Below are 16,858 nucleotides of genomic sequence, written 5' to 3' on the forward strand. Positions count from 1 at the left end.
GGATATTTTGAAATAATTTTTTACCTAATTAAAGTAACATTTCCTTTAAGGTTTCCTTTTTCGCTTGTTATACTTTTAGTGTATTCTACATAATAGGTATAAATGCCTATTTCTGCATCTCTGCCTTTGTAAGTACCGTCCCAGCCTTGACGCCAATCGTTAGTTGAAAATATCAATTCGCCCCAACGATTATAAACATTAAATAAATAATAATCAAACCCTTCGTTGCAACTGGTTACTACTCTAAAAATATCATTTGCTCCATTTCCATCCGGACTAAAGCCTGTTGGTGCTAATACTACACAGTTTCCTATACAATCTTCCAACGTAATATTTATGGTATCACTCATTAAACAATTTGTATGGTTCTCTATATAATTAACAATGTAATCGCCTGAATAATCGGGTAATATATACGGACCAAACTCTCCAGTGTTCCATTGATAATCATGTCCGTTGTATTCAACATTAATTACTTCTATTTCATGCAAACAAAATGTAGTATCCGGCAAAGGATTTTCTACCAAATGCGGAAGAAACACTTCTAACATTGAATTTGAAACATAAGAATTGCCACACTCATCAACCATTTGTACACTATATATATTATGGTCTAAAGCAGTATCTAAATTAAACGTTAATGAATTTGTATTTGCCCCTACATAGTTTGTGTTTCCTAATAAACTTACATCTCCACTTCCTTCGTTTATAAACCATTCAAAACTTATCATGTTTTGTGCATCTATAATTATGGTTTGAGATAAACCGGAGCAAACGGCTACATCTTGCAAGTCATTATAAACACCTATATAATTTACATTTAATTGTGTTGTTATTATGCTATCGCAACCATTTGTTAATCTAGGGATAATTGTAATGTACGAACCCTCTGTATTAACTTGGCTTCCATCCGGTAAGGTATGAAATTCATCTTCGCATATAGTAAACGATAAAGTGGTGTCTGCTGTGGCCAATCCAATTATATCTATAGTGTCTGTATTGATACAACCATTAGCATCTGTTCCTTCTACATAATATTGTGTGCTTCCAAGCAACGGATTAAACGGAACACCATTTTGCACACCGTTACTCCACACATAAACAGATGCACCACTTCCGGAAAGCATTACATCATTGTTTTCACAAACAGTATCATTTGGTGTAGCTGTAGCTAATACATTAGGTAGTGGGCTAACGGTTAATTGAATTTCATACCAAACACTATCGCAACCACTACTGGTATAACGAAGCGTATCATAATAAGTGTTTTGAGAGGTGTAATCAGTTCCATTAAAACTAAAGGTATCCCCTTCACAAATACTTGCCGGTACAGTAACTGTTATGGCACTATCTACATCTATAAATATTACATAATGTACACTATCACAAGCATAGTAGGAATATGCAGAAGTATCATAATACAAGCCTTCTGTAACATAACTGTTGCCATTAAATGTATAACTGTTTCCTTCACATATTGTTTGTCTTATGGTGTCTGTTACAAAATCTAATCTTTGTAAGTTAAGCGTATAATGTATGCTATCACACCCACTTGCCGTGTGGTATAAGGTATCGTAATAGGTGCCGGATTGCGTATAATTTATGCCATTTAAGGTGTAAATATCGCCTTCACAAATTGTATCGTTTAATGTAATTGGTTCTATACTATCTATATGTAGATTAATATTGTATTGAACAGAATCACAACCCGAAGCGGTATAGCGAGCTGTGTCTTGATAAAAGCCGTTAATAGTATAAGTTGTGCCGTTTACCGTTAAGCTTTGTCCTTGACAAATTGTTGTGTCTATATTTTCTACGGTAATGCTATCTATATGTAGGTTGATATTGTATTGTATGGAATCGCAACCGCTTACTACGTATCTCGCTGTGTCTTGATAGAAACCATTTGCAGTATAAGTTACACCATTTACGGTTAAGCTTTGTCCTTGACAAATTGTAGTATCTATATTTTCTACGGTAAAGCTGTCAATGTGTAGATTAATATTATACTGTATGGAATCACAACCGCTTACTACGTATCTCGCTGTGTCTTGATAGAAGCCGTTGGCGGTATAAGTTGTACCGTTTACGGTTAAGCTTTGTCCTTGACAAATTGTAGTATCTATATTTTCTACGGTAAAGCTGTCAATATGTAAATTGATATTGTATTGTATAGAATCACAACCGCTTGCTACATAACGTGCTGTATCTTGATAGAAACCATTTGAAGTATATGTTGTGCCGTTTACCGTTAAACTTTGTCCTTGGCAGATTGTTGTATCTATATTTTTTACTGTAAAACTATCAATATGTAAATTGATATTGTATTGTATAGAATCACAACCGCTTACTACGTATCTCGCTGTGTCTTGATAGAAGCCGTTGGCGGTATAAGTAGTACCGTTTACCGTTAAACTTTGTCCTTGACAAATGGTGGTATCTATATTCTCTACTGTAAAGCTATCTATGTGTAGATTGATATTGTACTGTATAGAATCACAACCGCTTATTACGTATCTCGCTGTATCTTGATAGAAACCATTTGCGGTATATGTTGTGCCATTTACCGTTAAACTTTGTCCTTGGCAGATTGTGGTGTCTATATTTTCTACGGTAAAGCTATCTATATGTAAGTTTATATTGTACTGTATAGAATCACAACCGCTTATTACGTATCTCGCTGTATCTTGATAGAAACCATTGGTATTATATGTTACACCATTTACGGTTAAGCTTTGTCCTTGACAAATGGTGGTGTCTATATTTTCTACTGTAAAACTATCAATATGTAGATTAATATTATACTGTATAGAATCACAACCGCTTACTACGTATCTCGCTGTATCTTGATAGAACCCGTTTGAAGTATAAGTAATTCCATTTACCGTTAAACTTTGTCCTTGACAGATTGTGGTGTCTATTACTACAGCTTCAAAACTATCTACCTGTATGTTTAATACATATTGCATACTGTCGCAACCACTTATAACATAATCTAAGGTGTCAAAATAAATGCCTGTTTGATTGTAGTTTATTCCATTTAAAACAAATACTTCTCCTTGACAAATAACGGTGTCTATTGTGGTTATATTAAAACTATCTACTTGTAGGTTTATGGTATAATGAATACTATCGCAACCACTTTGGGTATAATGTACAGTATCTAAATATGTGCCTTCCGTTACATAACTTTCTCCATTTAAAATATATGCCTGACCTTGGCAAATAGTTGTATCTATAGTAATTGATATAAAACTATCTACTTGCAAGTTCAATATATATTGTACACTATCACAACCGCTTATGGCATGGAGCAAGGTGTCGTAATAGGTGTTTGTAGCGGTATAAGCTATTCCATTTAAGGTATATGTTTGCCCTTGACAAATAGTAGTGTCTATTATGCTTACCTCAAAACTATCCACTTGCAAATTGAGAATGTACTGCATACTATCGCAACCACTTAAGGCATAATGTAAGGTGTCGTAATAGGTGTTTGTTGATGTATAAGACATTCCATTTAAAGTATATGTTTGTCCTTGACAGATTGTTGTATCTATTGTTATTACTGCAAAACTGTCTATTTGTAAATTTATAGTATAGTGTATAGAATCGCAACCAGAAATGGCATAACGAGCGGTATCTTGATAGAAACCTGTAGCGGTATAAGTTGTGCCGTTTACAGTTAAACTTTGTCCTTGGCAGATGGTGGTATCTATGTTTTGAGCCGTGAAGCTATCTATGTGTAAAAACAATGTAAAAAGACTATCGCAACCGCCATTTGCCGCATTATATAATGTATCATAATATGTGCCGGCTATATTGTGTGTGTTTCCATTAAATGTAACTGCTTGCCCTTGACAAATGGTTGTATCTATAAAACCGGGAACATAACTACCAATTGTTAAATTTATATTAAATTGTACACTATCACAACCACCCAAAATATATCTTGTAGTATCTTGATAAAATCCAGTTGTATTATATGTAATACCATTAATTGTCAATGTTTGCCCTTGACAAATTGTTGTGTCTATATTTTCAACTGTGAAACTATCTATATGTAGGTTAATATTATAATGAACAGAATCGCAACCCGAAATAGTATAACGAGCTGTGTCTTGATAGAAACCATTGGTAGTATATGTTGTACCGTTTACGGTCAAACTTTGTCCTTGACAAATTGTGGTATCTATATTCTCTACGGTAAAGCTGTCAATATGTAAATTGATATTGTACTGTATAGAATCGCAACCGCTTACTACATATCTCGCTGTATCTTGATAGAAACCATTGGCAATATATGTTGTACCATTTACGGTTAAGCTTTGTCCCTGACATATAGTTGTGTCTATGTTTTCTACGGTAAAGCTATCAATATGTAAATTGATATTGTATTGTATAGAATCACAACCACTTACTACATAACGTGCCGTGTTTTGATAGAAACCGTTGGCAGTATAGCTTGTACCGTTTACTGTTAAACTTTGACCTTGGCAAATAATGGTGTCTATATTCTCTACTATAAAGCTATCTATATGTAAGTTTATATTATACTGTATTGAATCACAACCACTTGCTACATATCTTGCTGTGTCTTGATAGAATCCATTTGCGGTATAAGTTGTACCATTTACGGTTAAGCTCCGTCCTTGACAAATAGTGGTGTCTATATTCTCTACTATAAAGCTATCAATATGTAAATTGATATTGTATTGTATAGAATCACAACCACTTACTACATAACGTGCCGTGTCTTGATAGAAACCGTTGGCAGTATAGCTTGTACCGTTTACTGTTAAACTTTGACCTTGGCAAATAATGGTGTCTATATTCTCTACTATAAAGCTATCTATATGTAGATTGATATTGTACTGAATAGAATCACAACCACTTACAACATATCTCGCTGTATCTTGATAGAAACCATTTGTTGTATATGTTATACCGTTTACTGTTAAGCTTTGTCCTTGACAAATTGTTGTGTCTATATTCTCAACTGTAAAGCTATCAATATGTAGGTTAATATTGTATTGTATGGAATCACAACCGCTTACTACGTATCTCGCTGTGTCTTGATAGAAACCATTTGCGGTATATGTTGTGCCGTTTACTGTTAAACTTTGTCCTTGGCAGATGGTGGTATCTATATTTTCTACAATAAAGCTATCAATATGCAGGTTAATATTATAATGAACAGAATCGCAACCGGAAACAGCATAACGTGCCGTATCTTGATAGAAACCATTAGCAGTATATGTTGTGCCATTTACGGTTAAGCTCCGTCCTTGACAAATAGTGGTGTCTATATTTTCTACGGTGAAGCTATCTATATGTAAATTGATATTGTATTGTATGGAATCACAACCCGAAATGGTGTACCGTGCTGTATCTTGATAGAAACCATTGGCTGTATAGCTTGTGCCGTTTACGGTTAATGTTTGTCCTTGACAAATGGTTGTATCTATATTTTCTACGGTAAAGCTGTCAATATGTAAATTGATATTGTATTGTATGGAATCACAACCGCTTGCTACGTATCTCGCTGTATCTTGATAGAAGCCGTTGGCGGTATAAGTTACACCATTTACTGTTAAGCTTTGCCCTTGGCAGATGGTGGTGTCTATATTTTCTACGGTGAAGCTATCAATATGTAAATTGATATTGTATTGTATGGAATCACAACCCGAAATGGTGTACCGTGCTGTATCTTGATAGAAACCATTGGCGGTATATGTTGTGCCGTTTACTGTTAAACTTTGTCCTTGACAAATAGTTGTGTCCATATTCTCTACAATAAAGCTATCAATATGTAGATTTATATTGTACTGTATGGAATCACAACCGCTTACTACATAACGTGCCGTGTCTTGATAGAAACCGTTGGCGGTATAAGTTGTGCCATTTACCGTTAAACTTTGTCCTTGGCAAATTGTTGTGTCTATATTCTCTACGGTAAAGCTGTCAATATGTAGATTGATATTGTACTGAATAGAATCACAACCACTTACCACATATCTCGCTGTATCTTGATAGAAACCGCTGGCGGTATATGTTGTGCCGTTTACCGTTAAACTTTGTCCTTGGCAGATGGTGGTATCTATATTTTCTATGGTGAAGCTATCTATATGAAGATTGATATTGTATTGTATGGAATCGCAACCGCTTGCTACATATCTCGCTGTGTCTTGATAGAAGCCATTGGTATTATAAGTTGTACCGTTTACGGTTAAGCTTTGTCCTTGGCAAATTGTTGTGTCTATATTCTCTACGGTAAAGCTATCTATATGTAGGTTAATATTGTATTGTATGGAATCACAGTTAGAAACAGTGTATCGTGCTGTGTCTTGATAGAAGCCGTTGGAAGTATAAGTTGTGCCGTTTACTATTAAACTCTGCCCTTGACAAATAGTGGTGTCTATATTTTCTACTGTAAAACTATCTATATGTAGGTTAATATTGTATTGTATGGAATCACAGTTAGAAACAGTGTATCGTGCTGTGTCTTGATAGAAGCCGTTGGAAGTATAAGTTGTGCCGTTTACGATTAATGTTTGTCCTTGACAAATTGTTGTGTCTATATTTTCTACAATAAAGCTATCTATATGTAGATTGATATTATACTGTATAGAATCACAACCACTTATTACGTATCTCGCTGTATCTTGATAGAAACCATTAGCAGTATATGTTGTGCCATTTACTATTAAACTCTGCCCTTGGCAAATGGTGGTATCTATACTAATAATACTTGGTAAATTTTCGGTTACAACTTCTACTGTATCACACACCATACAACTACTACTGGTTACACACCATTCAAATTTATAAACTAACCCACCTTGCAGATTTATTGTTTCATTTTTGTTTGTAGAACTATTAATTCCTGTTGAACTATTTGCATCTATTTGTGTCCACACACCATAGCCCTTTAAATTATTTGCAGAAGTTGTGAATAAACCGGGACACACCAAAGTATCATTCCCTGCATTTACTTCCATGCTTAATGGGTCTGTTATTATTACAACAATACTATCTTTTAGAAAACCATTACATCCAAGTGATGTATTTTCAACAAAAATTTTGTAATACAATGTATCTTCTATTGTAGAAGGGAAAGAAAATAATATATCACTTCCTGTTCCCGATATAGCAGCACCAACCAAAGAATTAGCTTCAATATCATATAATTGATAGGTTTTACCTATTTCTGAATTTTCTACTATAATTTCTATATCTTCCCCTAAACAAACACTATCGGCATGTATCGGTAAATTTTCTATGTAACAAATTTGAAAGGGGGTGGTATAATCATCACACAAGCAAGCATTATCAGCTGCTCTTGCTACCAATATTAAATTATCTAACTGAGTGGTTGTAGCTGTAAAATATAGTGTGTCTATTGCTGAAGATCCTGCAAGAATTGTATTGTTATACATTTGTGTTCCAAGTAAAACATCTGTGCCGGCATCGTATATTTGATTATTATTTGCATCATAATAAACGCTAATTTCTATGTTAGGATTAACATTTAAAGAACTTGTAGTATTATCAATTGTATAAATTGCAGTTACGTTATGATTTGGAGAAGCACCATCTTCAACTACCAAATTCGCTTCTACAATAAAATTAGGTTTTGTGATTGTAGTTTCTTCTATTTGATACCCGGTTTCCAATATAGAATTTGAACAAGGTGTAGCACCACAATATAGACCCGAAGCCGATACATAAGAAAATATCTCTATTGTTGCCACAGAATCACACCCCGCCATTTCGGAAGTTACTTCCATGTCCATATTTAACTCGTCTCCGTTTTCTAATCCCTGCGGAATTAAAAACAACACTTCATTCACTCCTCCAACCAAGTTTGATGAAATAAATGTTGGACAATCTGTACTATTACATGTAAAAGACTGATATGATACATTTGTTGGTAAAGCAATTTTCATTGTATCTTGAACACCTGTTACTGGTCCTGACAAGCCAGAAAAAATGGTGCTCGTAAAATTAATAGTATCCATTTCCGAACAACCCTCTATCCCATTTATAGGCGGTGCTATGGCGTGAAAAATCTCATAATCACTTGAAGCTCCATTTACCGCTATTTTAGCAGAAAAATCATCTCCTCCACTACCTATCGCTAAACCACTACAAGGTTTCTCTCCATACACTACAAATCTAATTCTGGAATTAGCAATAAAATTGCAATTAGTTTGAGCATTTAGAGTTACTAATACGGTACGACCATCTATTCCAGAACTATTTACCGTTCCATAAATTCCATTTATAGAATCTATTAGTGTATGATCTAAAAGATTAATAATAATATTTCCCCCCAATACTGTTGTTGATACTATTTGTGAATTACCGGAACCCGCAGGATATTCAACATTTACACTATTAATAGTTAAAGCCGATACACCTCCAGGAACAGCAAAGCTTATATAAGGGTTTTCAACATTTGCTTCATCTAAGCTCAAAACATCCATACTTATAATAAATGGATTGCACATTGTAACAGGGACTGCTGTGCTTGATTCATCAACATTAATCTCAACTATTGATCCTTTTGGCTCTAAACCAAGTTCCAACACTTCGTCATAACAATTTGTGGCATCAACAGCCAAATAATCAGAAGGATAACCCGAACACCCCCAACCTATATTCACGTCAAAAAATTGATTAGTACAAGTAGTATAATCTGCTTTAATTCTATAATAATGAGTACTTACGCCATTCATAGCACCTAGCTGAACATATAAATATCCCCCTTGGCTTGAGCTTGTTAATAAAGTTTCTGTTGATCCACTTACAGCATATACGCCTGTTATGTTTATTCCGGGAATTGTTTCTATTCTTAACCAATTATATGCTACGTTGCCAGAATTAGTTTTATCTACTTGCACATCCCAACTAATATTAGATTGTACCCCTTGAACAACAGGAACAGGAGATTGTAAAGTATAAGTAGGTTGGTTAAAGATTCCGTACGGAAAATTATAACTACTAGAATCAGCCTCAGCAATATTAGGAGAATAAGTAAATTTATCAAAGTATGTCTTAATATTTGTTGATGCTGTTCCTGGAAATAAATTTAATGGAGCTCCACACTTTACATCTACCAATATTTTAAATTCCGTATAATAACTGCCCCAATTAGGATACGAGTATATAGGGGTAGATTTAACTGTAACTGTTCTATTTGCTGCATTATAATATGCAGATGCGTTTGAGGTGCTAGCTACAACTCCTGCATTATTGCCCACAGTTGCAGATCCTGAAATATATTCCACATAATCTGGCAATGTAAACACTACTGAGTCCGCCTCCAAAGGAGGCCTGTATTCTCCAGGAAAAGTTTGATATCCTATTTTTCTATTCCAAACCCACATTCGCATAAAAGCATTAGAACATTCATTAATCGTTTGTCCACTAAGCCAAGGTGTAATATATGGCATTACTGGGTCTAACACAACAGATTCTCCATATCTATCACATTCGTGTCTCGTTACTCCGTCAGGTTCATATAAAAAGAAATAACCAACAAAATTAGAAAGTGGGTATGGATTAAAATTTGTTGCTAAACTTGTTGGCACTACTAAATCAAAACTCAGCCATACAGTATCTATTGCATTTCCTTCGCCATATTGATATGTAGAACTAACTAATGTAGAATATGAACTTAAATCAAACAAAATTTCTTTATTGCTCCCCGTAAAACCCGTATAGTTAGGAACACCCGTTAATGAACCATTAAATATTCCTGACGAAATATCATTAATTGTTATTTCACCTGAGCCTGGCACATAATTTAAGTTTGCCGTTGTCGCAGCAGTCCAACTCAAAGAATAATATAAATTATCTACTACAGTATCTCCGCTCATAATCATGTATGTTTCTACATGCATAGTGTCTCCACTTAAATAATACTTTGTATTGTGTACACTTGGATCAAGAGTTACTTTAGCCGTTTTGGTATTATCAGTCCAACCTGCCGTTGTTCTATTAGCCTCCATTCCCTTTGTAATTGGTCCTTTACAAGAAACTGGACAATGAGTATTTATGGTTGGTAAAGTAGTACAATATATGTCAGAATTAATACAACCTCCATCACAAATAAATCTTGCTTGATAGGATAAAGAAAGAGATGTAGAATTAAATATATTGCAATCAATAGTTAATGGAAAATTAAACCATCTCGTTAAACCTACCCCATCTCCCTCTAATTGATACACCAATGTGTCCCCATCCATGAAATAAGAAGGATTTAATGTAGTGGGTAAATTTGGTGGAGTAACCCCATCATAACTTATACCTGGTGGTAATGGTATTCTTATTTGGTATATTTCATTACTGCCACTCCCACTTGGGTTACCACACTTCCATGTACCTCTACCACTTATTCCTGGTTTGACTAACACGTTGAAATTTGCACCGCTTGGTCCATCAATGTCAGTTGGTACATCATATTCTGAAACCTCTTGATACTTGCCGAAAATATTATAATGGCGGTCTAAGGTTTTTCCTAACCTATCTGTCCCACATTGAGTTCTATGAACAACCTGTATATAATTGTGTTCCCATTCTTCCCATGTCCAGTTACTACTGGCCGAAACACAAGAACCAAGAGAAGGATTTATCAATACATCCCAAGAGAATTTAAAAGATTGTCCCGGACCTAAATCGTCATAATAACCATCACCATCTAAATCTTCTAAACCTACACCCGGTCCGTCCGGATCAAAAGTTAAGGTATCAAATATTCCCACAAAAGCATCTCCTGCCCCTGGTAAAGAACCATGATTTCCCCACAACAAATCAGTTACAGCAATACCATTTACGGCATAGTTTAAATGTTGATAGCGATTTGAATGTGCACTAATTTCTTTAGTAGTATATGTTAAAGGATTTACAGAATTAGGTCCTTTTCCTATACCTATCAATATATCGGTAGCAGCTGCTCCGGCATTGGTATTGGTATTGGTTATAGTTACTTCTACATGGTTTGTATCACAAAAATAATAAGCACTCGTAGGATAGGTGCTAAACACCATTATAATATTTGGTAATTGAGAACCAAAAATAACATTGCCCGGTTGAGAAGCAGAAATATAACATACTTCTCCAACACTACAACCATATTGAGAAAAGTGTCTTACCGGCTCAGCCTCACATCTTCGTACTTTAAAACTTTCTTGAAATGTTATTGTTTCTCCATTATCAAAATATCCCACAGTTCCACTCGTAGCGGCACTAGAAGTATTAAAAGGTGCTACCGATAAATCAATATCAAAATATAAGGTATCTCCAGTACTTAAGGCATTAGGCACCAAAGGAATACCACCATAATATAAAACGTAATTGACTGTTGCATTAGTATTAGCTATTACTACTTTATGTACAAATTTTTGAATGCGTCCACTACCGCCCTGAACAACTGTAATGTTTCTTGGCGGAATAATATCGCCAAGATTAGCGTTTGCCGTAACAATAGGTTGAACACTTAATACTGCTACATTTAAACTATAAGGTGCTATTGAAGGGTCTGTGTCTGTCAAAGAACTTGCCGATCCCCCGGTATATGATGCACTAAAAGCATCTTTAAAAGAACCTCCCCCTATAGAATAATCAATAGATGCACATGCTGCTCTTCGGGTAAATGTAAAATCAAATGTTGTTCCACCTCCCCATACTGCACCTATTATGTTAAATACTGGCACGGTAGCTGTAGATGTTGCATCTTCTGTAATAGTTCCTCCAACTACTGTCCCCCCTGTTCTTGTAACAGTACCTGTAACATACTCTATACCTGTAGGTAAAGTAAAGGTAATTTTAAAATTATTCAAACCGCTTTTCTTTGATACAATATGCACCAATTCTGTGGTGTTACTTACATCACAAGGTATCATGCCTCCCGAAGGTGTTACTGTTATGTTGTAATCCGCATTTGATTGTGCTGTTAGTATAGACACAGCAAACACAAACAAAAAAGTAAAAAGGGAATTTAACTTTCTCATATAATTAAAAATACAACATCTTACATTAAAGATTATTGTTTTATACTCGTAGTTTAATTAGTTAAAAAATAATACAAACCTTAATAACTATATCGTTAAGATTGTTTTTGTAATACGAAAAAAACACTTCAGTTGTTACAGTCCATATATCAGAATCAAAGATAAAGAGAATATATATGGCAAGAGTTATTATGACATTAATATATTAAGAGTCTATGACAAAGAGTCTATAAAATAATACATCATCACCCTAAGTCAACTTATACTTTATACCACAAGTGTCTTCTATTTCTTCTAATAGTTCTTGTGTTACGTCTATTTTTTTAGATTTTGAATATAAACTTACTTTTTCCTTAGTATGTGGGTTTATTAAATCTATATTTAAACTGTGGTTTCCCGGATTGCTTTCTATAATGGCAGTTAAGTTATCTACTGTATTTTCATCTATCTCATCTATTTTTATTTCCAACTTTAAGCCGTTGGTATATTTATCTTTTACATTTTCAAGCAAATCTATATTACTTATATTAAATCGCCATTGGTTATTCCACTTGTTAAGTTCATAGCGTCCTGTTATAAAAACCATACTCCCTACACTTTCTACATAGTTTCCAAACTTAATATAATCTTCGCCAAACAAAAATACCTCCATGCTTCCATTGTAGTCTTCCATAGTAAACACACAAAACTTAGTGCCTTTTTTAGAAAATCGGGTATTGCAAGAAGTAATTATCCCCGCCAATTTTATAACGCTATTTTGTTTTTCTGTATAGTTTGAAGTATTAGCTGTGGTATAACTTTTTACTTCCAATTTAAAAGTGTCTAATGGATGCCCGGTTATGTATATGCCCACTGCCTTTTTCTCCATATTAAGCTTTTCTATTAAGCTCATTTCTTCTACTTTATGTATTGGCGGAGCCACAAATTCTACAGGAGCTATATCGCCAAACAAAGAATTTTGATTGCTATTTTCAGAGGCTTGTACACCACTGCCAAATTTTATGGCTTTTTCTGTCAGTGTTTGTTCGTCCGTTGGGTCGGGTACTATAAAATGCTCTCTTTTACTATTTTCAAATCCATCAAAAGAGCCTGCTATAGCCAAGCTTTCTATTGATTTTTTATTCACGGCACGCAAATTTACTCTTTTGGTCAAATCAAAAATATCGGCATACACTCCGTTGGCTTCTCTTTCTTCTATTATGGCATCTACCGCAGCACCACCCACGCCTTTTATGGCAGATAATGCAAACCTAATTTTACCTTTTTTATTTACCGTAAACTTTTTAGAACTTTCATTAACATCCGGCCCTAAAACGGGAATTTTTAAACGTTTACATTCATCCATAAAAAAAGTAACTTTTTTTATGTCATTCATATTGTGCCCAAGCACTGCCGCCATAAATTCTGCCGGATAATTAGCTTTTAAATATGCCGTTTGATAAGCCAATAAACCATAGCACGTAGAATGCGATTTATTAAAAGCATATTCAGCAAAAGCTTCCCAATCTTTCCATATTTTTTCTACTATTTTTTTATCATGCCCGTTAGCCAAACAACCGTCTATAAATTTAGGGTAAAGTTCGTCCATCATGGCTTTTATTTTTTTACCCATTGCTTTACGCAATGAGTCGGCTTGACCTTTTGTAAAACCTGCCAATTTTTGCGATAACAACATTACCTGCTCCTGATACACGGTTATTCCATAAGTTTCTTCTAAAAACTCTTCCATTTCAGGCAAATCATATTCTATTTTTTCTTTGCCGTGCTTACGAGCTATGTAGTTGGGTATATACTCCATGGGCCCCGGACGGTACAAAGCATTCATAGCAATAATGTCGGCAAATTTATCGGGTTTTAAGCTTCGCAAATGCTTTTTCATACCCGGACTTTCAAACTGAAAAATACCATTAGTCAAGCCTTTTTGAAATAATTGGTAGGCTTTTTCATCATCTAAAGGAATATCATCTTGTATTATTTCTATTCCATGTCGTTGTTTTATAATTTCAATAGCATCTTTAATAATGGTTAAGGTTTTTAAACCCAAGAAATCCATTTTAAGCAAGCCCGCACTTTCCACTACTGAGTTGTCAAACTGGGTAACTAACAAATCAGAATCTTTAGCTACTGTCATTGGTAAAAAGTTGGTAATATCTTCCGGGGTAATAATAACTCCACAAGCATGTATGCCTGTATTTCTAATAGAACCTTCTAACTTTTTAGCTTCGCGAATCATCTCACCTATTTCATTGTTTTGTGCCGCTAAAGCTCTAAAATCATCTGCTGCTTTCTTTTGTTCAGTATTTAATTTGTCTAAAAGTTTGGGTTGCACACCATCGTCCTCAAGCACTTTATTTAAAGTAGCACTCAAATGGTCGGGAAAAGCTTTTGCCACCTTATCTACTTCAGATAAAGGTACATCTAAAACCCTACCTACATCTCTAAGGCTCATTTTTGCTGCCATAGAACCGTAGGTAATAATTTGTGCCACTTGATTTTTGCCGTATTTATCTACCACAAAATCTATAACTTTTTGCCTGCCTTCATCATCAAAATCTATATCAATATCTGGCATAGAAACCCTCTCAGGATTTAAAAAACGCTCAAATAGCAACTCATATTTTATAGGATCTACATTGGTAATGCCTATACAATATGCCACGGCACTTCCTGCCGCACTTCCTCTACCCGGGCCTACACCAACTCCCATTTTTCGGGCAGCGGTAGTAAAATCTTGTACTATTAAAAAATAACCCGGATAACCCGAATCGTTAATTACTTTTAGTTCAAAATCTAATCTCTCACGTATTTTATCTGTCAGTTCGCCATAGCGTTTTTTAGCTCCTTCATAGGTTAAAAAATGTAAGTATTCTGCTTGGCTGTCAAAACCTTGAGGCAAAGTAAAATTGGGTAATAAAATATCTCTTTTTAAATCGGGTGTATTTACTTTATCTACTATTTGCTGGGTATTTTCAAGCACATGGGGTATATCTTTAAAAACTTGCTCCATTTGTGCGGTAGTTTTAAAGAAAAACTCACTATTAGGAAAGCCAAATCGCGTTCCTTTTTTGCCAAAATTTTCATTTTTTCCAATAGGTGTACTTTTTAGCTCGCCCGTATTTACACAAAGTAAAATATCGTGAGCGTTGGCATCCATTTCATCTATATAATGGCTGTCGTTGGTGGCTATGGCGGGCACTTTATATTTCTCGCTCCATTTTAAAAGCACTTGGTTTACATCTTCTTGACTAATGCCTGTACCATCTATATTTTCAAGGTTGTGTCTTTGTAGTTCTATATAATAATCTTCGCCAAAAACATCAAGCCACTCTAAAAATACTTTCTCTGCTTTTTCTTCTCCTAAGTTAATAATAGCTTGTGGAACTTCGGCACCAATACAGCAGGTGGTGGCTATTAATCCTTCGCTGTATTGTTTTATTAATTCTTTGTCTATTCTTGGCCATTTGCTATACAAACCGTCTATATACCCGAGTGAGCAAAGTTTAGATAAATTTTTGTACCCTATTTCGTTTTTTGCTAAAATTAATTGATGATAACGCTTGTCTTTTTTGCCACCGGTAAACGATTTTTGAAAACGGTCTTCTACCACATAAAACTCACAGCCAATAATGGGTTTTATGCCTTGTTTTTTAGCTTCTGCCACAAACTTAAAAGCTCCAAACATATTGCCATGGTCAGTTATAGCTACAGCTCCCTGCCCATCAGCTTTTGCCTTGGCTATCATTTCCGGTATAGAAGCAGCTCCATCTAAAAGCGAAAATTGTGTATGGCAATGTAAATGAGAATATTGTGGCATTTTTGAGTATTTTTTAATAAAAAGATGAAGAAATATTCACTACAAAGTACCTAATTTTTAGTTGAAAAACTGAACTCTTTGTTGTTAAATTTTACAGAAAGTTATACACAATTATTATGCAAAAAAGTTCCGAGTTGATAATCAGCTCGGAACTTTCATTCAACAAAAACCACCAAAAACAAAATTTAATATTTGAATGTTGGGCAAGACATATCTTTACTCATTTTGCCTTTGCCACCTTTGCAAAAAACATAAGAAACTTTAGCTTGCACAAAAAAGTATTGGTCTTTTTCTTGACGCACATAAGCATCTAACTGGTCGGTAAAAGCTAAACGGTAGCTGGCTTCTAAACCTAAAACTATATTATTTTTCAGCTTATATTTTACACCTGCACCTATAGGAATGTTAAACACAATAGGTTTGTCGTTTTGTATGTACTGCATTTCCGATGTGGGTATTCCTTCGCTGGTATTAGAAGCTATTTGGGGTTTAGCATAAGCCACACCCACACCTGCCGCCACATAAGGAGAAAAACGTGCTTTGCCACTACAAAATCGTAAGGGAATAAAATTCACTTCCATTTGTACAGATAAATCAAAAACCGAAGCAGTTGAGCGTAATTGCCTTGCTAAGCGACTGGCTTCTTCAGAATAAGCATCATTGCCATATAAAATACCGTGAAGCAACTCGGCACGTACTGCCAGTACTTTGGCAAAATTATAGCGGTAAAACACTCCTACGCCATGCCTTGTAGATTTTAAATCTATATCTTTTAAAAAGATAGTACCTGTGCCTGGTCCGCCACCAAAATCTCCTAAAAAATGTGTGGTACCTATACTAACACCTACTTCGTGCTGGGCTATGGCTGGTATAGCTAACACTACTGCTACAAGAGCTATTATTAACTTTTTCATACAATTTTGCTTTTGGTATATTTTACTAACGAAAAAACGAGATTGGAATATTGTGTGAGTATTTAATTCTTCTGCGACAAAAATCACACAGTACCTTTTATAATAGCAATACCTTA

3 protein-coding genes are annotated in these 16,858 nt (G+C 34.8%); all 3 read right to left on the reverse strand.

What is annotated here, in order from left to right:
• Positions 1-20 precede the first annotated feature (20 nt).
• The gene (locus H6578_01415) at positions 21-12,014 is read right to left on the reverse strand and encodes a gliding motility-associated C-terminal domain-containing protein (GenBank protein ID MCB9225814.1); all 11,994 of its coding nucleotides are present in this window, start codon (positions 12,012-12,014) and stop codon (positions 21-23) included.
• 250 nt (positions 12,015-12,264) lie between these two features.
• Positions 12,265-15,828, reverse strand: coding sequence for a DNA polymerase III subunit alpha (dnaE, locus tag H6578_01420; GenBank protein MCB9225815.1), 3,564 nt, complete (start codon positions 15,826-15,828; stop codon positions 12,265-12,267).
• 185 nt (positions 15,829-16,013) lie between these two features.
• Entirely contained in the window at positions 16,014-16,742 is a 729-nt protein-coding gene (locus H6578_01425) for a PorT family protein (GenBank protein MCB9225816.1), read from the reverse strand.
• Positions 16,743-16,858: the final 116 nt, after the last annotated feature.

This window comes from Chitinophagales bacterium (assembly GCA_020635995.1).
GTDB lineage: Bacteria > Bacteroidota > Bacteroidia > Chitinophagales > UBA8649 > JAFMKE01.

Bases quoted from the DNA above. Each gene is read 5' to 3' on its own strand.
- H6578_01415 (MCB9225814.1), bottom strand. From the start codon at position 12,014: ATGAGAAAGTTAAATTCCCTTTTTACTTTTTTGTTTGTGTTTGCTGTG.
- dnaE (MCB9225815.1), bottom strand. From the start codon at position 15,828: ATGCCACAATATTCTCATTTACATTGCCATACACAATTTTCGCTTTTA.
- H6578_01425 (MCB9225816.1), bottom strand. From the start codon at position 16,742: ATGAAAAAGTTAATAATAGCTCTTGTAGCAGTAGTGTTAGCTATACCA.